This window comes from Succinatimonas hippei YIT 12066, assembly GCF_000188195.1.
Classification (GTDB): Bacteria; Pseudomonadota; Gammaproteobacteria; order Enterobacterales; family Succinivibrionaceae; genus Succinatimonas; species Succinatimonas hippei.
In genome coordinates, this window is sequence record NZ_GL831013.1 from 1 (window position 1) to 23,155 (window position 23,155).

Genomic DNA, 23,155 nt, shown 5'->3' on the forward strand with positions numbered 1-23,155 from the left:
CGGTCTACTCTACGGGGTAGAGTTCATTGCGTGGCTTTTTCGTAATTAAGACACATTATCTGGAAAATTAGCATTTCACGATCTAAAATCAAATTTGACCAACGATACGACCATCTCTATATCTGTTCTTATTCGTTATTTTTCGTAATCTACAATCGTCAGTAAAAAGAGAATTATCATGAAAAAAATATCTGCACTCCTAATATCTTTACCACTTGCGGCTGCTTCCTTCTCCGGCATTTGCACCGCAGAAAACAAAACAGATCTTTTCGGCTATACCGACGGAGCTCAAGTAGTTTCAGTAAACGAGGTCACAGGACGCATTGATTCGCGAACCGGAGTTATATATTCTCAAATAGTAGGCGACAGACAGCTTACCCAGCTTAGAATGAATCTTTTAATTCCGCGAAACAACGTTAAAAAGCCTGCGATTATTTATTTCCCCGGCGGAGGTTTTACCACCGCGGATCACGACAAATTCAGCGAAATGCGTTTTGCTCTTGCCAAGGCCGGATTTGTAGTGGCTTCAGCACAATATCGTACCGTCCCCAATCTTTTCCCTGCCTTAATAGAAGATGCAAAATCCGCAGTACGCTTCTTACGCGCCAACGCCGATAGATTCGGCATCGATTCTGACAAAATCGGAGTTTTAGGCGATTCGGCAGGCGGCTACGTGGTTCAAATGCTGGGAGCTACCAATGGAGAGACAGAGTTTAATCAAGGTGATTTTTTACAGCAATCATCTGATGTTCAAGCCGTAGTTTCCCTGTACGGCATATCGGATCTGTTATCAATCGGTGAAGGCTACTCCGATGAAATTCAAAAGGTACATGAATCTCCTGCCGTAACTGAAGCCCTGCTCGTTAACGGTGCCGCTTTCAACACTTTTCCCGGAATGTCTATTTCAAAAAATAAAGAAAAAGCACAATACGCAAGTCCTATTTACCACATAGACGGCAACGAACCTCCCTTTTTGCTGATGCACGGTTCAGCTGATATGTTGGTAAGTCCTCTGCAAAGCGCTCATATGTTTGAAGCTTTACAAAATAACGGACAAACGGAGTCTGAATACATTTTAATAGAAGGAGCCGATCATGCCGGCATTAAATGGTATCAAGATGCAGTAATCAATAAAATTACCGACTTTTTCCTGCAAAAACTAGGACCAATCGAAAAAGGCTCTGAAGAAAAACGCCTTGATCTTTAAACACGAAAAGATCCGCTTTTGTGCGGATCTTACTTAAAATTAACGGGATTTAAGCAAAGCCAAAAGCTTTTGATGGATGCCGTTAAAACCGCCGTTGCTCATTACCAAAACAGTAGAACCTGCCGGAGATGCACTGACGATTTTATTAAGCAAAACATCAAAATCATGCTCAACATGCAGCGGGGTCGGAGACTTTTCTTCAAGTGACTCCACGTCCCAGACAACTTCTTTAGGTGCATAAATAAAAGCCTCATCGGCACTTGCAAAAGACTCAGCTAAAAACTCTTTATTAGCCCCCATCTTCATTGAATTCGAGCGCGGCTCAAAAACCGCGATAATACGTTTGTCTTTACCTACTTTAGCCCGAAGACCATTAAGAGTAAGCTTAATTGCCGTAGGATGATGCGCAAAATCATCATAAACTACAACGTTGCCTTCACATCCCTTATATTCCATACGGCGCTTAGGCATTTTATAAGTCTCAAGACTTAATAATGCCTTTTTAAGATCAACGCCAACTGCCGCGGCTGCAGCTGCTGCCATCAAAGCATTGCTGACATTATACTCACCGCAAAATTGCGCATTTACCTCACAGATAAATTCAGCACCGTTATAAACGGCAAAAACGGATCCGTCTTGCTTAATAAGTTTAGCGTGAAGTCCGTCTTTACCGCCGATTCGCTTAACGGGAGTCCATACTCCCATCTTCAAAACATCCTCAAGAGCAGGATATGCATACGGCATTACGATTGTACCGTTTCCCGGAACTGTTCTGACCAAATGGTGAAATTGCTTTTTAATGTCATCAAGACTATTAAAAATATCCGCATGATCAAATTCAAGATTATTCAGGATCTGCACGAAAGGATGATAATGAAGAAATTTAGAACGCTTATCAAAGAAAGCACAATCGTATTCATCCGCCTCAATCACAAAATACGGACTTTCGGTAGCTCTGGCCGAATAACCGAAATTCTCAGGAATTCCTCCCACTAAAAAGCCCGGATTCAAATTATTGGCCTCTAAAATCCAGGCAAGCATGGCTGTCGTCGTGGTTTTTCCGTGTGTCCCGGCTACGGCAAGTACTTTTTTGTTTAAAAGATAATGTTCCTCAAGCCACTGCGGACCGGACACATAAGGAATTCTTTCATTAAGCATGCGCTCAATTACCGACATACCGCGCTTCATAACATTGCCCACCACAATAAGATCGGGCTTTACATCAAGTTGCTCTGCGTCGTAGCCTTCGTAAATTTTAATTCCGGCAGCCTCAAGCTCCGTACACATCGGAGGATAAACATTTTTATCCGATCCGGTAACTTTAAACCCTGCTTTTTGTGCAATTAAGGCGATGCCGCCCATAAAAGTACCGCAGATCCCTAAGATATGAATATGCATAACAGCCTAACGCTTATTGTTAATCTGACATTTAAGATACGGTTCAAAAGCTCTTGAATAACTTGCAGCAGCCTTACCGTCTTTATCCATTTCTATAGCATAAACGGCATGATCGGTCTTATTACCCCATTCAATCGCCTCTTTAGCCCCCAAGACCAAAAGTCCGGTATCAAGAGCATCGGTTATTAAGGTTAAAGGAGCGATAACCGTAACGGAGACAGTATAGTGATCGATGGGTTTTCCCGTACGCGGATCAATTGCATGAGAATAGCGCTTACCGGTTTCTTTATCGATAAAGAAATTTCGATAAGAACCGGCTGTCGACATACCGTCACCTAGAGGACATACCGCCGCATAAATGCCCTCACCTTTCGGATCTTCAATTCCGACTTTCCACGGTTTACCCTGAGGATTATTGCCTTTTGTACGAATGGCTCCGGCAATGGCAATCATATATGCTGGAACTTTCTTGTCATCAAGCTTTTGTGCAAGAAGATCTGCGCCCAATCCCTCACCCACCGTGGATAAATCAAGCTTCACGCGCGGATCGGCTTTTTTTAAGTAAGCCTTGCCGTTCTCTCTTCTAAGCTCATATTTATCATGTCCTACATAAGCCCTGACTGCAGATATTTCCTCTTCGGAAGGAACTTTTTCAGGTCGACCTTCAGGACCGAATCCCCATAAATTGACCAAAGGACCGACGCTAAAATCCATTACCCCGCCTATCATCAATGACTGGCGATTGCCCTCTTCAATAATGTCGGCCAAATAATTTGAAATCGGAAACGGCTCAGTTGAATCAAATGCGTTAAAACGAGCAATCTCTGAATTAGGATCAAAAGTAGAAATTGCATCGCTGACCTCTTTAAAAGCTTCTTCTGAAATCTTTCGTAAAGCCTCTTCTCCGCCTTCATAAGTTCCGGGAATCGTAACAGTATAAAAAGTTCCCATGGTTTTACCTTGAATTTTTACCATGGGAGCAGGAGCCTTGGCCGTAGTAGCAGCTTTATCGCCGCACCCTAATAAAAGAGCGCACGAAAGCAGTGCTGCTCCGAGTACTTTGAATTTCATAAAAAAATCTCTTGCGTCTTATACGGTCTTTGAAGGAATAGCAAGATCCGCTTTACATTTTTTAGAAGGCTTTCTTTTTTGCCCGGCAAAACCGCAGGAAGCCGTACAGGAAGCACAGGTAAGACCTTCTAAAATTGCATTGGCTTCCCCCTCGCTTAAAAGCTTCTTTCTCTGCACGAGAAAGCCCAAAGCCAAGCATCCGACAAAGACCACGAAAAAGATAAAAGAAACTAAGTAAATCATTTAAAAATCCTCTTAAGCCTTGGAAAATTATACAGTGATTTAGGTCATTTCGGTCTTTTCTGAAAAAAACTTACCGGTAGGTTATAATAAACGGTGTTTTTATCTTGCCGCTTCTTTACAAATGCGGCTTTTCTTTATGATTTTAAAGAGCAGAAAATGCGTACCAGCAAATATTTATTATCTACTTTAAAAGAAAATCCGGTTGAGGCCGCAGTCGTCAGCCATCGTCTTATGTTAAGAGCCGGACTTATCCGCCAAATCGCTTCCGGTATTTACGTGTGGCTTCCGACCGGCATGCGCGTTTTACAAAAAGTTGAAAAAATCATTCGCGAAGAATTAAATCGTGCCGGCGCCATTGAACTCTTTATGCCGTTCGTTCAGCCTGCAGATTTATGGAAAGAGTCTGGACGTTATGAAAAATACGGTCCAGAGCTGTGCCGCCTTAAAGATCGCAAAAAAAATGAATTCGTTTTAGGCCCGACTCACGAAGAGGTCATTACCGCAATTGCCCGCAGAGAAATCAAATCCGCCCGTCAGCTGCCTATAAATCTGTACCAGATTCAAACTAAATTCCGTGATGAAATCCGTCCTCGCTTCGGTGTAATGCGCGGTCGTGAATTCATTATGAAAGACGCCTATTCATTCCATATTGATCATGCTTCCCTAGAGAAGACCTATAAGGATATGTATGATGCTTATTCGCGTATTTTTACTCGTTTAGGCCTTGATTTCCGTCCCGTTGAAGCCGACAACGGTTCAATAGGCGGCAGCAGCTCCCATGAATTCCAAGTGTTAGCCGATGCCGGTGAAGATACCATAGTATTCTCCGACAAATCGGATTACGCAGCCAATATTGAAATGGCTGAAGCTTTAGCTCCTGCTTATGATCGCAAAGCTCCCGCCGAAGCATATAGCGAAAAGGAAACCAAAGGCTGCCATACCGTTGATGAAGCCGCGGCAGCTTTAGGTCTTGATGCAAAACAAGTTTTAAAGAGCCTTATCGTTCGCGGAGAAAAAAAGGAAGACGGGACATACGACCTTATTATGCTTTGCTTATGCGGCAATCAAGAGCTTAATGAAGTCAAAGCTGGCAAGATAGCCGGCATTTTAGACCCTATAGAATTTGCAACTGAAAGCGAAATAGCCGCATTTACGGGAGCCACCCCGGGATCTCTAGGCCCTGTAGGATTTAAAGGCAGAATCATTATTGATCGCACCGCCGATAAGATGGCAAACTTTGCCTGCGGAGCAAATCACACCGGATACCACTTCATTAACGTTAACTGGGATCGCGATGTTCCTAACTACGAAGTTGCCGATCTGCGTAATGTTGAAGAAGGCGAGCCGAGCCCCGACGGACAAGGAACCCTGCACTTAAGAAAAGGTATTGAAGTAGGACAGGTTTTCATGCTCGGTACCAAGTACTCGGAATCTATGGGGGCTACCGTTTTAGGTGAAGACGGAAAGCCTATTAATATGCAGATGGGATGCTACGGTATCGGCGTAACCCGCGTTATCGCCGCCGCAATTGAACAGCATCACGATGATAAAGGCATCATATGGCCTGATTCAATGGCTCCGTTCCAGGTTGCTATAGTAGCCATCAAGCCCAATAAATCTCAAGCTGTAAGAGAAGCCGCTGAAAAACTCTACGCTGAACTTGAAGCAAAAGGAGTTGAAGTTCTCTACGACGATCGCGACGAACGCCCCGGCGTTATGTTTGCGGATATGGAACTTATCGGCATCCCTCACGTTATCACTATCGGTGATCGCGGTCTTGCCGCCGGCAGCGTTGAATACAAATCAAGAAAAACCGGCCAAAAAGAAGAAGTTTCCGTAGACAAAATTCTTGATTTTGTTTGCGCTAAGCTTTAATGCATTAAAACTCATGGAAAAGCTCGCCAAAAGCGGGCTTTTTTATTATTTGATTTATAAAGAAAAATATAAAAATATAAAATTTATTAATTTTTTTAGTTGACAGGCAAAAAAGAGCATTTATAATAGTGCACACTTTCTGAACTTGGGGTTATAGCTCAGTTGGGAGAGCGCTTGCATGGCATGCAAGAGGTCCGCGGTTCGATCCCGCGTAGCTCCACCAAATTCAGATTGTCCAGTAGTGGGGGTATAGCTCAGCTGGGAGAGCATCTGCTTTGCAAGCAGAGGGTCAGCGGTTCGATCCCGCTTACCTCCACCATTCAACATTCACTTATTTAAGAACGTGTTCTTTTTCTTTTATTGACACGTTTAGTTTTAAGTTTATAATAAGTGTCTTATTGAATTTGGGGTTATAGCTCAGTTGGGAGAGCGCTTGCATGGCATGCAAGAGGTCCGCGGTTCGATCCCGCGTAGCTCCACCAAATTCATTCCCGCAGTGGGGGTATAGCTCAGCTGGGAGAGCATCTGCTTTGCAAGCAGAGGGTCAGCGGTTCGATCCCGCTTACCTCCACCAATCCTCTTCATATATCGCTGTGGGGGTATAGCTCAGTCGGGAGAGTGCCTGAATCGCATTCAGGAGGCAGCGGTTCGATCCCGCTTACCTCCACCATCAGCAAATCCAAAATTTTCTGTACGTCAAATATTTCCCAAAACCTTTACGCTATAATCACGCCATTATGTTCGTTCATTCTGCATAAGGAAAAGATTATGGATATTCGTTACAGTGCCAATCCCGAACACTTTAAACGTTTCACCACTGAAGAAATGCGCAAAGAATTTTTAATCGAAAAACTCTTTGAAGCTGATAAAGTTCTTGTTACCTATTCGCATGTCGACAGAATGTGCGCTTTCGGCTGCATGCCGGTAAGCCGTGCAGTTGCTCTTGATGACGGTATTGATTGCTATCATAACTTCGGAACCAACTATATTTTAGAGCGCCGTGAAATGGGTGTTTTCAATGTCGGCGGCGCAGGTACCGTAAAATGTGACGGAACCGAATATCACATGGGCTTTGAAGATTGCTTATATATAACCAAAGGCACCAAAGAAGTAATCTTTTCAAGCGACGATCCTGAAAAGCCGGCTAAATTCTATATGGCATCGGCTCCGGCTCACTGTTCCTACACCACAACTTTCATTCCGATGAGCAAAGCCAATCATCGTCCCTGCGGCTCTCCTGAGACCGCCAACGATCGCGTCATCAATCAGTTTATCCACCCTGACGTATTAAAAACCTGCCAATTGTCCATGGGTCTTACCCAATTAAAGAAAGGCTCAGTGTGGAACACCATGCCCGCCCACACTCACGAACGCCGTATGGAACTTTACTTCTACTTTGAAATTCCTGAAGATCAGGCCGTATTTCATATGATGGGCACACCGCAGGAGACCCGCCACATTGTTATGCACAATGAACAGGCCGTAATCGGTCCGTCATGGAGTATCCACTCCGGATGCGGAACCTCAAATTACACCTTCATTTGGGCGATGGTAGGAGAAAATCAGGAATTTGACGATATGGACAATATCGCAATTAAAGATTTACGCTGATTGCTTTTAAGGCCCCGCAAACGGGGCCTATCCTTTAATGTTTAACGCCCTTTCCCAAATTTACTAAATCACGTCCTGCAAATAAACGGTTTTCAATATTCTCAATTGACGAATCATTAGTATTGGGCACAAAATTGTAAGTTATGTTGCACAAAACCGCTGCTGCGATGAACTCTATAAAGAACAACCCCTTAAAATCCAACGTTAAAATTACTGACAGGAAAAGCTGCAAGCAAAGCAAAATTGTTACGTAATTTACCAAAAGTACCATTGCCATTCCGAATTCCCTGCCGCGCAGCGGAATCACCTCACATACGAGCACTGCCATAAAGCAGCATAAAAAAACGGAAGCCGAATAAATAAACATCACGATTAAAATTGAAATAATCGCCATACTGACAATTTCAATTTTACTAAAAGATATAAGGCATAAACCAAACAACGTTATTGCACAAACGGCGGCACTTATTATCATCGGAATTCTTCTGCCGCATCTGTCTACGGTAAACATCGCGGTAACTGCCCCAAAAAGCGCAACAGTAAGCGAAGCTTTTAAAAGATCGTACGAATACGAGAACATATAAAAGTCTTTACTGTAACTGGTCTTTATCATTAAGTCGGAAAAAGTGTACGGCAGGATCACGATACCGCTTAACTGAATAAATAAAACCAAGCTCAAAAGCAGCCAGACAATTTTACGGAAATTGGTATTCTGCAAAAAAAGCTCGGATCCTTTTTCTTCACCGCGGCAGCATTCATTCACGCCAGCAAGCTCACGTGCCGCAATTCCCATATCATTGCGCAGGGAAAACAATACGGATAACGCGGCATCATAGTATCCGGATAAAGCGAGCCAGCGCGGACTTTCAGGCAACTTTAAGATCGCAATGACCAAAGCAAGAATATGGATCATCACCAGCAGCAGATATAAAGGAAAGCCTTCGCCGCTGGGCCTTAAATCAGGTGTGAAAATACCGATTTCCACGCCAAGTAAAAAGGCAACAGGCAACAGGCAAGCGCAAAAACCGCGATTTGACGGCAAGGTTATCTCGCAAATATAGATTAAAGAGGACAGCGTATATAAGGAAAAAGCCACCCCCATCACCAGTAATGAGCATAGATATACGCTAAAAGACGGGGAAAATACCGTAGCAAGACTGCTTCCTGCGCCTAATGCGGCACTGCCTATTAAAGTGATGCGCCGCCCCGCTCCTGCGCATAGTCCCGATCCTAAAAATGCGCCTAAAATACCGCCTAGAATAAAGGTTCCGAAAACTACATCAATTTCACTTTCGCCTAAAATATAAAAATCGGTAATGTACTGTAAATTAACAAATAAAGCACCTAAGGAATAACCGAAGATTATTGACAGTACCGCAACGATAACCGCAAAAGGCAAAGGACGCAGCGAACTATCTGACAATTGCTGAAAAATTGTTTTACGCATGATTTTTTAAAACTTGGATTAACTTTAATAATTTAACACATTTTTACCTCTTGTAGGACAAGCAGACCGAAGGCATATATAATTACAGAAAAAATTAGGAGTTTTGGTGTTTATGAGTACTCTTTCTGTTCCTCTTTTCAACGGACGCGTTACCGTCATAGGTGATGTCATGCTCGATCGCTACTGGTCAGGGCCTTCCAAGCGCATTTCTCCCGAGGCTCCCGTTCCGGTCGTGAAAATTGACAAACGAGAAGACCGAGCCGGCGGTGCCGCCAACGTCGCCATCAATATCGCGGCATTAGGCGCGCCTTGCTCGTTGGTAGGAATCATCGGCAATGATGAGGCAGGAGAACAATTAAACGCCCTGGTCACCTCAAAACACATCGATACTGATTTTATTAAAGCTGAAAATCTGCCTACGATTACCAAATTGCGAGTTTTATCTCGTAATCAGCAGCTTTTGCGCCTTGATTTTGAAGAAGGTTACTCCGATGTCGATCACGGCTTAATCATGCAGACACTGCGTAAAGCACTGCGCAACTCAAAAGTTCTTATCTGCTCTGATTACGGCAAGGGTGCACTTGCCTGCGTTCCGCTAATGATAAAAGCCGCCCGCGATCTTAAAATTCCGGTGCTAATCGATCCTAAAGGCACCGATTTCAACCGCTACCGCGGGGCTACCTTATTGACTCCCAATATGTCCGAATTCCAGGCTGTAGCAGGCATAGTTAAAGATGAAGACGATCTGGTCAAAAAAGCACTTAAAATGATTGCCGATTTTGATTTAAGTGCACTGCTTGTCACTCGTTCTGAAGACGGTATGTCTTTAATCCGTCCGGGACTTCCTCCCGTACATCTGCCGACCCATGCCCGTGAAGTTTACGATGTAACCGGCGCCGGCGATACCGTTATTGCCACTTTAGCGGCAGGCCTTGCTGCAGGACTTGATCTTATAAGCGCCTGCGAAATATCCAACCGAGCAGCGGGAATTGTAGTGGGCAAACTCGGAACCTCGACTGCAAGTCCTCAAGAATTAAAACAGGAAATTGAAGGAACTCACCGCGCAGGCGGCATTATAAACGAAGACGACTTGCTGACTGTCGTAAATACCCTCAAATCCCAGCAAAAACGTATCGTCATGACTAACGGATGCTTCGATATCATCCACAAAGGTCATGTCGATTATTTAAAGCGTGCCCGCGCTTTAGGTGATGTTCTAATCGTTGCTGTAAACTCAGATGAGTCGGTACAAAAATTAAAGGGCCCGACCCGTCCTATCGTTACTTTAAATGATCGTATGGAAGTGCTTGAGGCCTTAGGCTGCGTCGATTTCGTAGTTCCATTCTCCGAAGAAACGCCGCAGCGGCTTATCGCCAAGATTCTGCCTGATATTTTAGTTAAGGGCGGTGATTATACCGTAGAACAAATTGCCGGACATAAAGAAGTAATCGCCAATGGCGGTAAAGTCATTATCCTGCCCTTCGTTGCAGGTAAATCAACTTCTAATATTGTTAAAAAAATTAAAAACAGCAATTAAATAAATTTTATGAAACGGACTTTTTTAATTTCCTGCCTAATCGGAGGCCTTGCTTTTATGTTCCCGTCTTTTGCAGTCAGCAACTCAGACAAGCTGCTTGATGAATACACCATGCCTGCAGGTTATAGTGAAATTGCGCAGAATATCGCGTACGCACTTATTGAAAAAAATAAAGGTGTCTTGATTGACGTCAGAAGTCCTGAAGAATTTGCCGAAGGACACATTGAAGGCGCCATCAATATTCCGGTTGAAACAATAAAAGACGGGCATATCCTTAAGGAAGCGCCTGACTTAAATAAACCGCTGCTTTTATACTGCAGAACGGGAAGACGCGCCACAATTGCCGGGCAATATCTTGTCAATGCCGGATATAAATACGTAGTCAATTTCGGCGGAGTTTCCACCTGGCAATACGGATTGATTCAAGACAACAACTAAAAGCAATCAGCGCCAGACACTTCGTGCTCTTACTGTGTTTAAATAGCGGTACTCCATAAAGAAGCCGCTATTTTTCTACAAAATTTCCTTAAACAGCCACTTGCCGCGCAGCAATACCGCTTTTAAATCCAAATTTTCATCAAGCAAAAGCAAATCTGCCTGCTTGCCGTTTTCAATGGTTCCGACCGTATCCAAAACCTTAATAGAACGAGCAGGATTATAAGTTGCGCAGCGTACTGCGGTTTCAAACGGAATACCCATATCCCGGACTGCAATCTTCAAACAAGAAAAAAGATTGGTTGCAGATCCGGCAAGCGTACCATTATCAAGAAGTGCCTTGCGATCCGTAACGATTACTTTTTGTCCGCCTAACGTATAGATTCCGTCTTCAAGTCCGCAGGCCATCATTGAATCGGAGATTAAAATCATGCGATCCTCGCCGAAAAGACGAAAAGCTGCTCGGACTGCCGCAGGATGAACATGAATTCCGTCACAGATGATTTCAGCCTCACACCATTTAGCGTCAGCCCCAGCGCCTATAGGTCCGGGCTCACGATGATGAAGCGGCGGCATGGCATTATACAAATGAGTAAGATGTACAGCTCCTGCGGCTATTGCCCGTGCTGCAGTATCATAGTCACAACAAGTATGAGCAATTGAGCATAGAACTTCATTTTTAAGCATTGCAATGACGTCAAGCGCATTTTCAGTATCCGGAGCAACGGCAAGCAACTTGATTTTATTCCCCGATAAAGCTTGAGCCTTTCTGAAAAACTCCGGATCGGGCTTCATCACGAAAACGGGATTTTGCGCTCCTGCCTTATGCGGCGAAACAAAAGGTCCTTCCATATTGATGCCGACTAAAGAAGAGCACTTTACATCAGGACTAAAATCACGGGCATTAGTACAGGCTTTTAAAATATCTTCCCGGCTCATCGTCATGGTTGCAGGACAAATCGAAGTTACCCCGACACTTGCCTCATATGCGGCAATACTGCGCAAAGACTCCTTCGTCCCGTCCATAAAATCACAGCCTACGGCACCGTGAAAATGGATATCAATAAGCCCCGGAATTGCATAAAGACCGTTGGCGTCAACTACGCAATTATCTAAAGAGTCTGCGGAAAATTTTTCATGCAAAACACAAATGTCTTTAACTGTAAAAGTAAAGGCAGGAGTAAAAACTTTAGCATTTATAATCTTCATACCAAACCGTACCGTAATTTCTCTTGCGCAAAGAGCAAAGCCGGCCCTACCTCCGTAATGTCTTAACTTTATTTAACAAAACTAAAGGCATGCGCGTTATCACTACAGCTGCAAATAATGCCGTTTATTTAAACAAACGGCGAAGTCATCTCTGATCTTCGCCGCTCTTAAAGTTTAAACAAAAATTTTAAAATTAAATTTCGTCTTTAATTTCGTAGTTCTTAAGCTTCCAGATATTATGGACATAATCCTCAATAGAACGATCAGAGCTGAACTTACCCATTGAAGCAGAGTTCATAATCGCGGCATGAGCCCAACGAGCCTTATCGGCATACATTTCCTCTGCGCGTTTATGAGCTGCACAGTATGAAGCAAAGTCAGCAAGAACCATATAAGGATCACCGCCTTCAAGCAAGGAGTGCTTGATGGAAGCTAAAGCCTGACGGTCTTCGGTGAAGAAATCACTGTCAAGCCAATCGACGACGGCTCTTAAATCCTGATTTGAATTGTAGAAATCCCAAGGATTATAGCCTTTTGCCTTCAACTCCTGAACATCCTTTACGGACATACCGAAAATGAAGTTATTCTCAACGCCGGCTTCTGCGACAATCTCAATATTGGCTCCGTCCATGGTTCCCAAGGTTAAAGCACCGTTCATGGAGAATTTCATATTGGAGGTACCGGAAGCTTCATAACCTGCAGTTGAAATCTGCTCTGAAATATCGGCTGCAGGAATAATCTTCTCGGCAAGAGATACGCGGTAGTTAGGCATGAATACGACCTTCAACTGATTACGGATACGGTAATCGTTATTGATCTTATCGCCGATAACGTTAATAGCGTAAATGATATTCTTGGCCAAAGTATAAGCAGGAGCTGCTTTGGCACCGAAAATAAAGACCTGCGGAACGATACGCATTGCCGGATCTGCAAGAAGCTTACGGTATAAGTGAAGGATATACAATAAGTTCAAATGCTGGCGCTTGTACTCATGCAGACGCTTAATCTGTACGTCGAACATGGCATGCGGATCGACCTCAACACCGCACAGTTTCTTGATTTCAGCGGCAAGAGCAACTTTATTCTTGAACTTGATGTCCATAAAGCGCTTTTGGATCTGCGGATCATCGGCATAAGGACGCAGCGCCGCACATGAATCAAGATGCAGCGGCCAATCTTTACCGGCTATCTCATTATAAAGCTCGGCAAGTCCCGGGTTGCAGGCAAGCATCCAGCGGCGCGGAGTTACACCGTTAGTTACGTTGCAGAAGCGATCAGGCCACAAAGTGCTGAATTCAGGGAACAGATTCTCACGTACGAGTTTTGAGTGGATCTCGGCAACGCCGTTAATCTTACGGGAAGCAATAACAGCAAGATTTGCCATTCTGACCATCTTGCACGGACCTTCCTCAATAATGGACAGCTTTCTCTTCTTCTCGTCATCACCCGACCACTTGGCTTCAACTACTTCATTTAAGAAGCGATAGTTGATTTCATAAATGATTTCAAGATGACGGGGCAAAAGCTTCTCGAAAATATAAACCGGCCACTTCTCCAATGCCTCAGGCAGCAAAGTGTGGTTGGTATAAGAGAATACTTCGGTTACGATCTCCCAGGCAGCATCCCAGCTGATGCCTTCCTCGTCAACCAAAAGACGCATTAACTCAGGAATAGCGATAACCGGATGGGTATCGTTTAACTGAATTGCAATCTTCTTGGCAAATTCGCCGTAATCATGGAAATGAGTACGGTTGTAGCGGCGCAGGATATCGCGCAGCGAGCAGGATGAGAAGAAATACTGCTGAGTAAGACGCAGCATCTTGCCGGCTTCGGTTGAATCGTTAGGATACAAAACTTTGGAGATGGTCTCGACCGCAGCTTTCTCATTTTGCGCATCAACATAACCGCCTGCGTTAAATACGTCCCAGTTAAATGACTCGGTAGGACGAGATTCCCACAAACGCAAAATAGTAACTGAAGCACCGCGGAAACCGACAACAGGAATATCCCAAGGTACACCCTTGATCATGTGCTCGGGGTGCCATACTTTACGGATAGAGCCGTCAGGTGCGGTCTGGGTTTCGACAAAACCGCCGATAGGTACTTCCTGTACGGACTCAGGACGGCAAACTTCCCACGGACAGCCGTATTCACGCCAAGAATCAGGACGCTCAATCTGGCGGCCTTCACGAATTTCCTGACGGAACAAGCCGTTTTCATAATGGATGCCGTAACCCACTGAAGGATAGGCTAAAGTTGCCAATGAATCCATGAAGCAAGCGGCCAAACGGCCCAAACCGCCGTTGCCTAATGCCATATCGGTTTCTTCTTCACAGAGCTCATTGATGTCAATTCCCAATTCCTGCAAAGCGGATTTGGCGGTGTTGTAAACTTCAAGGCTTACCAAATTGTTTACGGTAAGGCGACCCATCAAGAACTCGGCTGATAAATAATGAACAGCTCGAGTATCTTTAGTGGCGTGAGTATATTGAGTCTGGGTAAGACGATCGAAAATTAATTCATTTGCTGTTGCCACCAAAGCCTGCCACCATGCAAGCTTGCTGGCTTTTTTCTCAGAGGTTCCGATGGTGCAGCGTAAATGATGCACAATCTTTTCTTTAAAAACGTTTACGTCGAGCTTTAAGGAATTCTTGTCCGCACGGGCATCAACTTTAGCTGCCGCAACGGCTTTGGTTTCTGCCAAGCTGACTGCTTTTTTTACTGAACGCTTATTTCCGGCGGAACTTTTAGCTCCGGAGCTTCTAACGGCCATCTATGCCTCCTAAAGACATGTTGACTTCATCCTTTATATATTTAAAAGGATGCCTCAATTTTCAATTAAAAAATTCTATTTTTAATAAAGCAAAATTTTGCGCCCTTCACTTTGACATGAAAAATCAAAAATTTAAGCGCAGTTAAAAAATTCATTTAAAAACAGGTCAAAAAATACCTTATGTTTAAAATGGGTATATTTATTTGATTATAACATTTTTTAGACTCAACGTCGTCACCATATCAAACAACAAGGTCACATTCGTATAGTCTATGTGCAATTTACGAAACTTACGATAAATTCTCATTTAAATAATGTTAAATCACGCTTCTGCTATTATGAGAACTCAACACAGCAAACAAAAGGAAAAAACTATGGCTCTTATCGCAATCAACTCAGTACAGGATTTTGCAGACAAAGTAGAAAACAGTAAAACTACCGTAATTGCAGGATTTACAGCCGATTGGTGTCCTCATTGCAAAAAACTTGCTCCCTACATTCAGCAATTTGCCGACATGATGCCTGATTTAACAATCGCCCGTGTTGATGTCGACAAAGCAGAAGCGGTAAGCGAAAAATACTCCATTATGACCATCCCGACTTTGTGCATATTTAAAGAAGGGAAAATGGTTGCCTCTAAAATGGTTGCCAATTCGCAGCCGCATGAAATAGAAGCTTTCATCAAAGAAAATATGTAAGAAGCTCTCAAGATTCCACGTGCAGGGAATCCTGCACGTAACTTCTCAATCTATTAACTCTGCTTTATCACCGTTCTTTTCAAGCCACTGTCTGCGATCTGCCGCCCTTTTCTTAGACAAAAGCATATCCATTAAAGCGTATACCGGTCCGTCGCCTAAATCTTCAAGCGTAAGCTGCATCAGTCGACGGGAATCGGGAGATAAAGTAGTCTCGCGCAGCTGCTCGGGATTCATTTCGCCTAAACCTTTAAAACGCTGAATTTTAATATTTTCAGCTTTAATGCCGCGTTTTAAGAACTGCTTTTGCTTTAAGGCAAGCTCCTCATCATCAAGTGCATATTCCTTAATTTTGCCGCAATCAAGACGATATAAAGGAGGGCAGGCGACATAGACGTGACCTGCGCGTACCAGCGCCGGAAAATGCTTGACAAAAAGAGCGCACAAAAGCGTACCGATATGCAACCCGTCAGAATCGGCATCGGCAAGAATGCAGATTTTATCGTAACGAAGATTAGTTAAATCATCACTGTCAGGATCAAGTCCCATTGCAACGGAAATAGCGCGGATTTCCTCTGAAGCAAGGGCTGTGTTAGCCGATACTTCCCAAGTGTTCAAAATTTTTCCGCGCAAAGGCAAAATTGCCTGATAACTTGAATCGCGGGCCTGACGTGCCGATCCTCCTGCCGAATCACCCTCAACGATAAAAAGCTCTCCGCGTGAAGGGTCGGTTGAAGTACAGTCGACAAGCTTGCCGGGAAGCTGCGGACCGCGTACGCTCTTTTTGCGCTCTACTACTTTAGCTGCGCTTTCCCTACGCTTGGCTGACTCAATGATAAGCTTTGCGACCGCTTTGCCTATTTCGGTATGAGAGTTAAAGTACAAAGCGGCAGCATCTTTAACAATGCCTTCAACTAATGAAGCGCATTGACGGGATGAAAGTTTTTCCTTGGTTTGCCCTGCAAACTGCGGATCTTGAATTTTAACCGCCAGAACAAATGAGCAATGTGCCCACACGTCATCTGCAACCAACTTTAAATTGCGCGGCAATAAGGCATGTAAATCACAAAACTCACGCAACGCAATCAAAAGACCTGAGCGAAAACCGTTAACGTGGGTACCGCCTTCCGGCGTCGGGATCAAGTTAACAAAAGATTCATGCAACAGTTTATCCGCGCTGTCAACGTTCCAGGTTACCGCCCATTCAACTTCAGATTCGGGCTGAGAAAAACTGCCGTCAAAAGGAGGATCGGGAACAATCTCGGCATCCTGCATCTGCGTCAAAAGATAAGAGCTAAGCGACCCCTCATGGTGCCACTCTTCCTCTTTGCCGCTGTTCTCATCTTTAAACACCACACTAAGGCCTTTACACAAAACCGCCTTTGCCCGCAGCAAATGCGTAAGCGCCTTGACGTTAAAAGCAATGCCGTCAAAATATTTTTCATCAGGCCAAAAACGGATGGCGGTTCCGGTTCTTGATTTCGGGCATGTGCCTATAACCTTCAAATCCTCGATTTTCTCACCGCCTGAGTAAACTATAGAGTAAACCTGCCCGTCACGAGATACTTTTGCTTCAAGGCGCTTTGACAAAGCGTTAACCACGCTTACGCCCACGCCGTGAAGACCGCCTGAAAAAGCATAATTGTCGTTTGAAAACTTACCGCCGGCATGAAGCCTTGAGAAAATAAGCTCAATTGCCGGGATTTTCTCCGTAGGATGCATGTCAACCGGCATGCCGCGCCCGTTGTCGATTACTTCAAGAGAACCGTCTTTATATAAATTTACTTCAATTTTCGTGGCAAAACCGGCTAAAGCTTCGTCAACACTGTTATCAATTACTTCCATACCCAAATGGTTGGGATTTTGGGTGTCCGTATACATACCGGGACGACGGCGTACCGGTTCAAGACCTTCTAATACTTCAATGGAAGCGCCGGTATATTCATTAATCTGTTCTTTGGTCATGCGTGTTTTAATTTAAAGATATAAGTGAGCCTTAAAATTCCTCATGAATTTTAGCACAAGCAAAAATTTCTTGGAGAAAGGCTTTTACTTGGAGTACTTTTTAACTTTGATTTGAGCGCACAGTCCGCCTTCTTTTTGATTTATAAGCTTAACTTGTGCTCCGGCTCTTGTTGCAGCCGCTTTGGCTATGGCAAGACCGAGACCTGTTCCGGGTATCTTGGAGCCGTCGCCGCCTACTCTAAAGAAAGGGGTAAAAACTCTTTCCAAATATTCTTTAGAAATTCCGGGCCCCGTATCTTTAACTTCCAGGAAAAGAAAATCACCTTCTTCTTTGCAAGTTAAATCCACTCTGCCGCCTTCGGGAGTATATTTAATAGCGTTTACGGTAAAGTTGTTTAAAACACACTTTAAATCAGGAAGAGAAGAAAAAGCAGTAAAAGCCATCGGTCCGTCAACGCCGAAATCAATATCTTTTTCCTCGGCAAGCGGACTTAATTCCTCAATAAGAGCAATAAATAAACTTTCAATATCGCATGGAGCATACACCGCCTGTTCTTTATTATTCTGCATGCGGGTAAGAGACAAAAGAGCATTCATCAAATCTTTTTCCCGCTCGATGCTTTGCCTCAGTGCTTTTAATTTGTCTTGTGCCTTTTGTGGCAAATCCTCATCAGCAAGGCTTTCAGCCTGCAAAGACAACGCGGTAAGCGGCGTCCTCATTTCATGGGCAGCATCGGCAATAAAGCGCTGCTGTACCGCCATGCTCTCCTCAACTTTGTCAAATAATCGATCAATAGCGCCGATAAAAGAATCAAGCTCTGAAGGAATATAGCCTTTATGTTCCGTCACGATAGGACTTAAATCATTTTCCTTGCGTTTATCAAGCTTAAGAGCCAAGGCTTTAACCGCCTTAAAGGTCAAATTAACGCTTATGATAACTATAGGAATGTAAATTAAAAGCAGGGCCAAAAACTCATAAAAGGAAGTGTTAAGCGCTTTGGCACTGATATCATTGACGACATCTAACGGGCGGGCTACCACAAAGCGTTCGCCGTCAGGCTTTGTCGCCACGAAAACACGGGTTCGGTTATCGGAAATAAGTACGGTGTAAAAACCGTCCTCAATTCCCGAGGGTAAAAATATATTGTTGCGAGCCTGCCCGTACAACGGAGCAATAACGATATCAAAACGGCGGGTAGCCAAATCGCCAAGCGACGGAAGATCTTGACTCCGGGGCCGCGGACGCATTCTGCCTTCATTAATATTTTGCTCTTCGATAATTATTTCGGAGTTTCTGCCCATACTATGATGGCGGCGAAAAAACATACGCCGGTGTGCCTGACGCGGGCCTTCCCAGCGCTTGGGGATTAACATGTTGTAATTAATTACCGTCGCAGCGATTTGCGACAACTCTTCATCAATAAAATTTAAAGTCTCATTTTTAACTGAATAATAAGACCACAGACTGGCACCGACCGCCGCCAGAAAACCGAGGCAAGAGAAAATGAGGATAAGACGAAACTTAAGCGATCGCCCTATGCTTCTTTTGCCACTTTCCACCCGACACCCCGAACGTTCTTAATATGACTTGCGCCGATTTTCTTTCTTAAAGAATGAATGATAAATTCAACCGCGTTGCTTTCAACTTCCTCGTCATAGCTGTAAATGCGCTGTTCAAGCGCCTCACGCGACAATACCGCGCCGGGGCGCTGCATCAAAGCTTCAAGCAAAGAAAACTCACGGGAAGTTAATGAGACTTCACGGCTTTCGTTTTCTTCTTTTACGGTTAAAAGATGCTCAACCGGATCCAAGGTAAGCGCCCCGTTGGTCAGAATATTGTCAATTTTTTCGCTATTACCCGTGCTTCTACGCAGCACCGCTCTTATTCTTGCCAAAAGCTCGGTAAAATCAAAAGGCTTTACCAAATAATCATCCGCGCCTTTATCAAGGCCGCTTACTCTGTCGGCAATCGCGTCACGGGCGGTAAGTACGATAACGGGACTTTTTATTTTCTGCGCGCGCCATTTGCCTAAAAGAGACATACCGTCAAGCCCCGGCAGGCCTAAATCAAGCAAAATGCAATCGTAATCCACGTCTTCAGGAGCATACAAAGCAGTATTGCCGTCCTGAAACCAGTCAACGGCGTAAGACTTGCTCTCAAGGCCTTCTTTTACGGCCTGGCCAATCATCCTATCGTCTTCAACCAGCAGAATGCGCATCTTTCTCTCCTTACAATCCGTATCCTTTAGTGTAAGCGCTAAAGCTTAGAGAAAAATTAGTTTTTATTTTCCAAAAAGTCCAAAACTTCAGGAACGATATCAATAAAATCGGTAAAAGCATGACAACCGCCATGCATAAGAACTATCTCTGACTTGTCATAAAAAGCAAGGGACTTTTTATAATCAAGGACTTCGTCCCCGTCTTGTAAATATACTTTGATTTTACAAGGATTAAAAGTAATAGAGGCATCAAGCTCTTTTAACGTGTCAAGCATCTGCGGCTTTAGCGTAAAGCGCTCGCCGGTAACCGTATTGACATGATCGCCGATTAAATTCTGAAAATAATCCTGAGGGTGAACGCAAGGGTTTAACAGTACTGCTCTAAAGCCGAAAACTCCTGACAGCAAAGTAGAGAAAAAACCGCCCATGGAGCTGCCGACAAGACCTATCTTTTCATATTTTTTAGTTAAATTCTCAAAATACGCTATAAGGGCATCATGAGCTTCTTTAGGAGTATCCGGAAAGTCAGGGGCTGAAAAAGTTAAATCAGAACGGTTTTCTTTAATGTAATTTTTTAAAATCGTACTTTTAACCGCGGCAGATCCTGATAAAAAGCCGTGAATATAACAAATGTGCATAACGACTCCTAATAGCCGGAGACACCATGATCGGCAATAAAACGTCCGGGAGGAAGCCTGAATACTTCAGTACGGATTTCGCCTTGTGAAGTCAATGTAAGATAGCGCCACCCGGGTCCCTTTTGATCAAGTGCAAAATCATGCGATAAAGGCTCAAACTGAATCGATGTGGACGGCGTGGCTATGTAACGGATATTGTTGATGACGGAATCAAATTCCTGATGCACGTGACCGCAGACCACCGCTTTTATTTGCGGGAACTTTGATATAAATGAATTAAACTCATCCTGATTGTGCATTGTCTGAGTATCAAGCCAGCGGCTTTTAACCAAAAGCGGCAAATGATGCACGACCACCACGGTATTTAAATCAGGATATCTTTCAAGGCACTTTCTTAAAAACTGCAGCTCTTCTTTTTGTACCCAGCCGTGCGCCATAGCGTAAACTTCCGAGTTTAAAAACACGAACTGCCAATTATTACAGATAACGTGCTTATTGGTATCAACGCCTAATCTGTCAAACATGCGGTACATCAAAGGACCGTCATCGTGATTGCCGGGGCAGAAAAACACGTGGGATTTAAGCAATGCCACCATATGGGCAAAACGCTGATAAGACTCGGGAGAATAATCCTGGGAAACATCCCCTGACACCATGATGAAATCAAAATGCATGCCCTGATTGACCACGGACTCAATCACGGCTTTAAAGCTTTCTGAGGTTTTTATGCCTAAAAGCGTACCATGCTCGTCGGCAAACAAATGAGTGTCGGTAAGCTGCAATACGCTTATCGCATCTCCTTGTCTGCTTTTCATTATCGTGGTACGCATAAAAAATTATATCCTTAGGTTATTTTTGAAAATCCAACACAATACTACATAGCAAGAAAACTTAATACAGTTATTTGCGTAGCAAATTAACAAACATTTCAAATTTTTGATTCATCTCTAAAATTTACAACAAAGCTGCACTGATATAGCTCTATCAATGAGTTAGCTAAAACACCCCATTAAAACAATTTTTCAAAATTTATGCAGACATCAAATTTTTAAGCTTAAGATGCAGTCGCACTCTTCGTGTTTAGCAAACAAATGAGAAAACACATATAAATCTACATTTAATATAAATATATCTACTATTAAAATTTAAAAATCTTGATTTCGTGTAAAAACAGAGCATAAAAAATCTGGATTTCGTGAAAATAAGCAACTTGCTGTCTTTTAGCTCTAATTACATTCACTTACTGCATTAATGCCAGGAAAAGCTCATGCTCATCTTCTTCATACCTGACCGTCAACAACTAGCTAAAAATATGAAATATGCAATGCAGACGATTGTGACTAAAAACGATCTCTTTTCAGAATGATTTAAAGCTAAATGTCCATGAACGACCAGCTCATCCCACAATAATTTTCATTATATAGCGTCCAAAATATCGCTCTAAATGTCGCCCAAAACTAAATTTACCCTTCTGTAAAAAAGAGCTAGAAGATAGAATCAAACAAAAAAATTACGCGGATTGTAATGTCTAAAAATTTAAATATTTCAAAACCTACCTCTCTTAACTTTTCACAATTTATTTTAAAAATCTAGAAAACGTGTAAATTATCGCTATAGAAATCCTAGAAAACGTGAAATATTAGACACATAAAATTCTTGATTTCGTGCATTTAATTGATTATGAAAAGAAAATTCTGTCAAGATTTACTTGATTGAAAACAGCTTAAAAAAGAACATCTGCTCTTATAATTGAGAGAGCAAAATCTACCAATGGATTTTGAAAAACTCTCTGGGTCTTATACGATTAAATACTAATACAGTCTCTTAAAAATCAGTAAAAAATACAAAATTGCACCATAAGATCAAATGGGAATCAAGTTCTTAATTGCCAAAACTGTTATTGCAAACAGGCATAATTTTTACCACTCGATAAAAATAATATCTGATAAAAGCTATTCTTTGCCTTCACTAAAAAATTAATAGCAAAATATAATATTCATTTATCTATTTCGTATGAGTTTCATAACAGCGATCTGAAAATCGGTGAAAACGGTATCGTCTATTTTCTTTTGTATGTGTAGACTCTTATCTAGTAGCGATACTGAAAAACAACCTTAAATAAACAAAATCATCATGAACAAACAAAATATCTACGATTTATTAAAAGCTAAAAACATCAAGCATGAAATAACCGAACATTGCGCGCTCTTTAGTATGAAAGATACTGCGGATGTGGTTTTCCCTTATCCCGAGGCTGAAGCTAAAAATCTTTTTGTAAGAGATGACAAAAAACGCAATTACTATCTAATAACCGTTCGTGGAGATAAACGTGTAGATTTAAAAGCTTTTCGCAAAAAATTCGGACTTAGAGCTCTTTCTTTTGCATCGACTGCCGATCTTGAAGACAAACTGCAATTAATCCCCGGATCCGTATCTCCTTTCGGTCTGCTTAACGATAAATCTTGCTCGGTTATTTGGTATGTAGATGAAGAATTTACAACCGTCTCACATATGATAGGAATTCATCCAAACGATAATACCGCTACAGTATGGTTTGATCCTCAAGATCTGATACAAATCATAAGAACTCATGGAAATACTATTGAAATGATCAATTTAAATGATTGCTTAATTAAAGAAGAGATTTGAATTTTTCTAAAAGATAAATAAACTTCCAAATAAGGCCGCTAGAGGCAAAAACTTTCATGAAACGAAAGGCGCGGCCTTAAAGAGGTGAAAGCGCCATCATTAATAACGACGCTTTATTCTGTCGAGAATTTAATTAAAAACTGTGCTTAAAGCCTCCCGATACGGTGTAGGTGTCTTCGTTGT

General features: G+C 42.9%; 18 protein-coding genes and 5 tRNA genes. 12 read left to right on the forward strand and 11 right to left on the reverse strand.

Translation table 11 applies throughout. The features are described 5' to 3' along the window. Nucleotides 1-178: 178 nt before the first annotated feature. Nucleotides 179-1,207 carry an alpha/beta hydrolase gene (locus HMPREF9444_RS06290; RefSeq protein WP_009143568.1) on the forward strand — a complete coding sequence of 343 codons (1,029 nt, stop codon included), beginning with the start codon at nucleotides 179-181 and terminating at the stop codon, nucleotides 1,205-1,207. Nucleotides 1,208-1,246: 39 nt separating this feature from the next. Here the strand turns inward: HMPREF9444_RS06290 and mpl are convergent, their stop codons facing one another. Genes mpl through HMPREF9444_RS06305 form a run of 3 tightly spaced genes read right to left on the reverse strand, consistent with a single transcriptional unit; the run spans nucleotide 1,247 to nucleotide 3,919 of the window. Next, nucleotides 1,247-2,605: a UDP-N-acetylmuramate:L-alanyl-gamma-D-glutamyl-meso-diaminopimelate ligase gene (gene mpl, locus HMPREF9444_RS06295; protein WP_040909338.1), complete on the reverse strand. Its 1,359-nt coding sequence runs from the start codon at nucleotides 2,603-2,605 to the stop codon at nucleotides 1,247-1,249. Between the two features lie 6 nt (nucleotides 2,606-2,611). Then, the gene (locus tag HMPREF9444_RS06300) at nucleotides 2,612-3,676 is read right to left on the reverse strand and encodes an FAD:protein FMN transferase (protein WP_040909339.1); all 1,065 of its coding nucleotides are present in this window, start codon (nucleotides 3,674-3,676) and stop codon (nucleotides 2,612-2,614) included. 18 nt (nucleotides 3,677-3,694) lie between these two features. Beyond that, the gene (locus HMPREF9444_RS06305; protein ID WP_040909340.1) at nucleotides 3,695-3,919 is read right to left on the reverse strand and encodes a hypothetical protein; all 225 of its coding nucleotides are present in this window, start codon (nucleotides 3,917-3,919) and stop codon (nucleotides 3,695-3,697) included. A 156-nt stretch (nucleotides 3,920-4,075) separates the two neighbouring features. Between HMPREF9444_RS06305 and HMPREF9444_RS06310 the strand changes: the two genes are divergently transcribed. From HMPREF9444_RS06310 to kduI, 7 genes are all read left to right on the forward strand, one after another. Continuing rightward, complete coding sequence (locus HMPREF9444_RS06310) at nucleotides 4,076-5,794, forward strand: proline--tRNA ligase (RefSeq protein WP_040909343.1); 1,719 nt, start codon at nucleotides 4,076-4,078, stop codon at nucleotides 5,792-5,794. A 147-nt stretch (nucleotides 5,795-5,941) separates the two neighbouring features. Continuing rightward, nucleotides 5,942-6,017, forward strand: a tRNA-Ala gene (locus HMPREF9444_RS06315). A 20-nt stretch (nucleotides 6,018-6,037) separates the two neighbouring features. Continuing rightward, nucleotides 6,038-6,113: transfer RNA gene (locus tag HMPREF9444_RS06320), tRNA-Ala, on the forward strand. Nucleotides 6,114-6,200: 87 nt separating this feature from the next. After that, nucleotides 6,201-6,276, forward strand: a tRNA-Ala gene (locus HMPREF9444_RS06325). Nucleotides 6,277-6,292: 16 nt separating this feature from the next. Continuing rightward, nucleotides 6,293-6,368: transfer RNA gene (locus HMPREF9444_RS06330), tRNA-Ala, on the forward strand. Nucleotides 6,369-6,389: 21 nt separating this feature from the next. Beyond that, nucleotides 6,390-6,464: transfer RNA gene (locus HMPREF9444_RS06335), tRNA-Ala, on the forward strand. A gap of 98 nt (nucleotides 6,465-6,562) precedes the next feature. Continuing rightward, nucleotides 6,563-7,405: a 5-dehydro-4-deoxy-D-glucuronate isomerase gene (gene kduI, locus HMPREF9444_RS06340; RefSeq protein WP_009143574.1), complete on the forward strand. Its 843-nt coding sequence runs from the start codon at nucleotides 6,563-6,565 to the stop codon at nucleotides 7,403-7,405. Nucleotides 7,406-7,439: 34 nt separating this feature from the next. On the opposite strand, the gene HMPREF9444_RS06345 is transcribed toward kduI, so the two are convergent. Beyond that, nucleotides 7,440-8,852 (reverse strand): MFS transporter, encoded by a 1,413-nt coding sequence (locus tag HMPREF9444_RS06345; RefSeq protein WP_009143575.1) that lies wholly within the window; start codon nucleotides 8,850-8,852, stop codon nucleotides 7,440-7,442. Nucleotides 8,853-8,964: 112 nt separating this feature from the next. Here HMPREF9444_RS06345 and hldE point away from each other — a divergent pair, with 112 nt between their 5' ends. Further along, nucleotides 8,965-10,389, forward strand: a complete 1,425-nt coding sequence (hldE, locus tag HMPREF9444_RS06350; RefSeq protein ID WP_009143576.1) for a bifunctional D-glycero-beta-D-manno-heptose-7-phosphate kinase/D-glycero-beta-D-manno-heptose 1-phosphate adenylyltransferase HldE — start codon at nucleotides 8,965-8,967, stop codon at nucleotides 10,387-10,389. 9 nt (nucleotides 10,390-10,398) lie between these two features. Next, the gene (locus tag HMPREF9444_RS06355) at nucleotides 10,399-10,827 is read left to right on the forward strand and encodes a rhodanese-like domain-containing protein (protein ID WP_009143577.1); all 429 of its coding nucleotides are present in this window, start codon (nucleotides 10,399-10,401) and stop codon (nucleotides 10,825-10,827) included. A 75-nt stretch (nucleotides 10,828-10,902) separates the two neighbouring features. Here the strand turns inward: HMPREF9444_RS06355 and nagA are convergent, their stop codons facing one another. Together nagA and HMPREF9444_RS06365 are read right to left on the reverse strand one after the other, a co-directional pair. After that, entirely contained in the window at nucleotides 10,903-12,033 is a 1,131-nt protein-coding gene (nagA, locus tag HMPREF9444_RS06360) for an N-acetylglucosamine-6-phosphate deacetylase (protein WP_009143578.1), read from the reverse strand. Between the two features lie 193 nt (nucleotides 12,034-12,226). Continuing rightward, nucleotides 12,227-14,806 carry a glycogen/starch/alpha-glucan phosphorylase gene (locus HMPREF9444_RS06365; protein ID WP_009143580.1) on the reverse strand — a complete coding sequence of 860 codons (2,580 nt, stop codon included), beginning with the start codon at nucleotides 14,804-14,806 and terminating at the stop codon, nucleotides 12,227-12,229. Between the two features lie 338 nt (nucleotides 14,807-15,144). Here HMPREF9444_RS06365 and HMPREF9444_RS06370 point away from each other — a divergent pair, with 338 nt between their 5' ends. After that, complete coding sequence (locus HMPREF9444_RS06370; RefSeq protein ID WP_325058485.1) at nucleotides 15,145-15,504, forward strand: thioredoxin family protein; 360 nt, start codon at nucleotides 15,145-15,147, stop codon at nucleotides 15,502-15,504. Nucleotides 15,505-15,549: 45 nt separating this feature from the next. Here the strand turns inward: HMPREF9444_RS06370 and parE are convergent, their stop codons facing one another. From parE to cpdA, 5 genes are all read right to left on the reverse strand, one after another. Beyond that, the gene (parE, locus tag HMPREF9444_RS06375) at nucleotides 15,550-17,466 is read right to left on the reverse strand and encodes a DNA topoisomerase IV subunit B (RefSeq protein ID WP_009143583.1); all 1,917 of its coding nucleotides are present in this window, start codon (nucleotides 17,464-17,466) and stop codon (nucleotides 15,550-15,552) included. 84 nt (nucleotides 17,467-17,550) lie between these two features. Beyond that, nucleotides 17,551-19,026, reverse strand: coding sequence for a sensor histidine kinase (locus HMPREF9444_RS06380; RefSeq protein ID WP_009143584.1), 1,476 nt, complete (start codon nucleotides 19,024-19,026; stop codon nucleotides 17,551-17,553). After that, a complete protein-coding gene (locus HMPREF9444_RS06385; RefSeq protein ID WP_009143585.1) occupies nucleotides 19,002-19,685 on the reverse strand; it encodes a response regulator in 684 nt (227 codons plus the stop codon). Before HMPREF9444_RS06385 ends, HMPREF9444_RS06380 begins: the two co-directional genes overlap by 25 nt. 56 nt (nucleotides 19,686-19,741) lie before the next feature. Next, the gene (locus tag HMPREF9444_RS06390; protein ID WP_009143586.1) at nucleotides 19,742-20,323 is read right to left on the reverse strand and encodes a YqiA/YcfP family alpha/beta fold hydrolase; all 582 of its coding nucleotides are present in this window, start codon (nucleotides 20,321-20,323) and stop codon (nucleotides 19,742-19,744) included. An 8-nt stretch (nucleotides 20,324-20,331) separates the two neighbouring features. Beyond that, nucleotides 20,332-21,153 (reverse strand): 3',5'-cyclic-AMP phosphodiesterase, encoded by an 822-nt coding sequence (gene cpdA / locus HMPREF9444_RS06395; protein ID WP_040909342.1) that lies wholly within the window; start codon nucleotides 21,151-21,153, stop codon nucleotides 20,332-20,334. Between the two features lie 1,303 nt (nucleotides 21,154-22,456). On the opposite strand from cpdA, the gene HMPREF9444_RS06400 reads away from it, so the two are divergent. Next, on the forward strand, nucleotides 22,457-22,972 hold the full coding sequence (locus HMPREF9444_RS06400; RefSeq protein ID WP_009143588.1) for a prolyl-tRNA synthetase associated domain-containing protein: 516 nt from the start codon (nucleotides 22,457-22,459) through the stop codon (nucleotides 22,970-22,972). Nucleotides 22,973-23,155: the final 183 nt, after the last annotated feature.

Bases quoted from the DNA above. Each gene is read 5' to 3' on its own strand.
- HMPREF9444_RS06385 (WP_009143585.1), bottom strand. From the start codon at position 19,685: ATGCGCATTCTGCTGGTTGAAGACGATAGGATGATTGGCCAGGCCGTA.
- mpl (WP_040909338.1), bottom strand. From the start codon at position 2,605: ATGCATATTCATATCTTAGGGATCTGCGGTACTTTTATGGGCGGCATC.
- cpdA (WP_040909342.1), bottom strand. From the start codon at position 21,153: ATGCGTACCACGATAATGAAAAGCAGACAAGGAGATGCGATAAGCGTA.
- HMPREF9444_RS06365 (WP_009143580.1), bottom strand. From the start codon at position 14,806: ATGGCCGTTAGAAGCTCCGGAGCTAAAAGTTCCGCCGGAAATAAGCGT.
- HMPREF9444_RS06400 (WP_009143588.1), top strand. From the start codon at position 22,457: ATGAACAAACAAAATATCTACGATTTATTAAAAGCTAAAAACATCAAG.
- hldE (WP_009143576.1), top strand. From the start codon at position 8,965: ATGAGTACTCTTTCTGTTCCTCTTTTCAACGGACGCGTTACCGTCATA.
- HMPREF9444_RS06390 (WP_009143586.1), bottom strand. From the start codon at position 20,323: ATGCACATTTGTTATATTCACGGCTTTTTATCAGGATCTGCCGCGGTT.
- HMPREF9444_RS06305 (WP_040909340.1), bottom strand. From the start codon at position 3,919: ATGATTTACTTAGTTTCTTTTATCTTTTTCGTGGTCTTTGTCGGATGC.
- HMPREF9444_RS06345 (WP_009143575.1), bottom strand. From the start codon at position 8,852: ATGCGTAAAACAATTTTTCAGCAATTGTCAGATAGTTCGCTGCGTCCT.
- nagA (WP_009143578.1), bottom strand. From the start codon at position 12,033: ATGAAGATTATAAATGCTAAAGTTTTTACTCCTGCCTTTACTTTTACA.
- HMPREF9444_RS06355 (WP_009143577.1), top strand. From the start codon at position 10,399: ATGAAACGGACTTTTTTAATTTCCTGCCTAATCGGAGGCCTTGCTTTT.
- HMPREF9444_RS06370 (WP_325058485.1), top strand. From the start codon at position 15,145: ATGAGAACTCAACACAGCAAACAAAAGGAAAAAACTATGGCTCTTATC.
- kduI (WP_009143574.1), top strand. From the start codon at position 6,563: ATGGATATTCGTTACAGTGCCAATCCCGAACACTTTAAACGTTTCACC.
- HMPREF9444_RS06290 (WP_009143568.1), top strand. From the start codon at position 179: ATGAAAAAAATATCTGCACTCCTAATATCTTTACCACTTGCGGCTGCT.
- HMPREF9444_RS06310 (WP_040909343.1), top strand. From the start codon at position 4,076: ATGCGTACCAGCAAATATTTATTATCTACTTTAAAAGAAAATCCGGTT.
- parE (WP_009143583.1), bottom strand. From the start codon at position 17,466: ATGACCAAAGAACAGATTAATGAATATACCGGCGCTTCCATTGAAGTA.
- HMPREF9444_RS06300 (WP_040909339.1), bottom strand. From the start codon at position 3,676: ATGAAATTCAAAGTACTCGGAGCAGCACTGCTTTCGTGCGCTCTTTTA.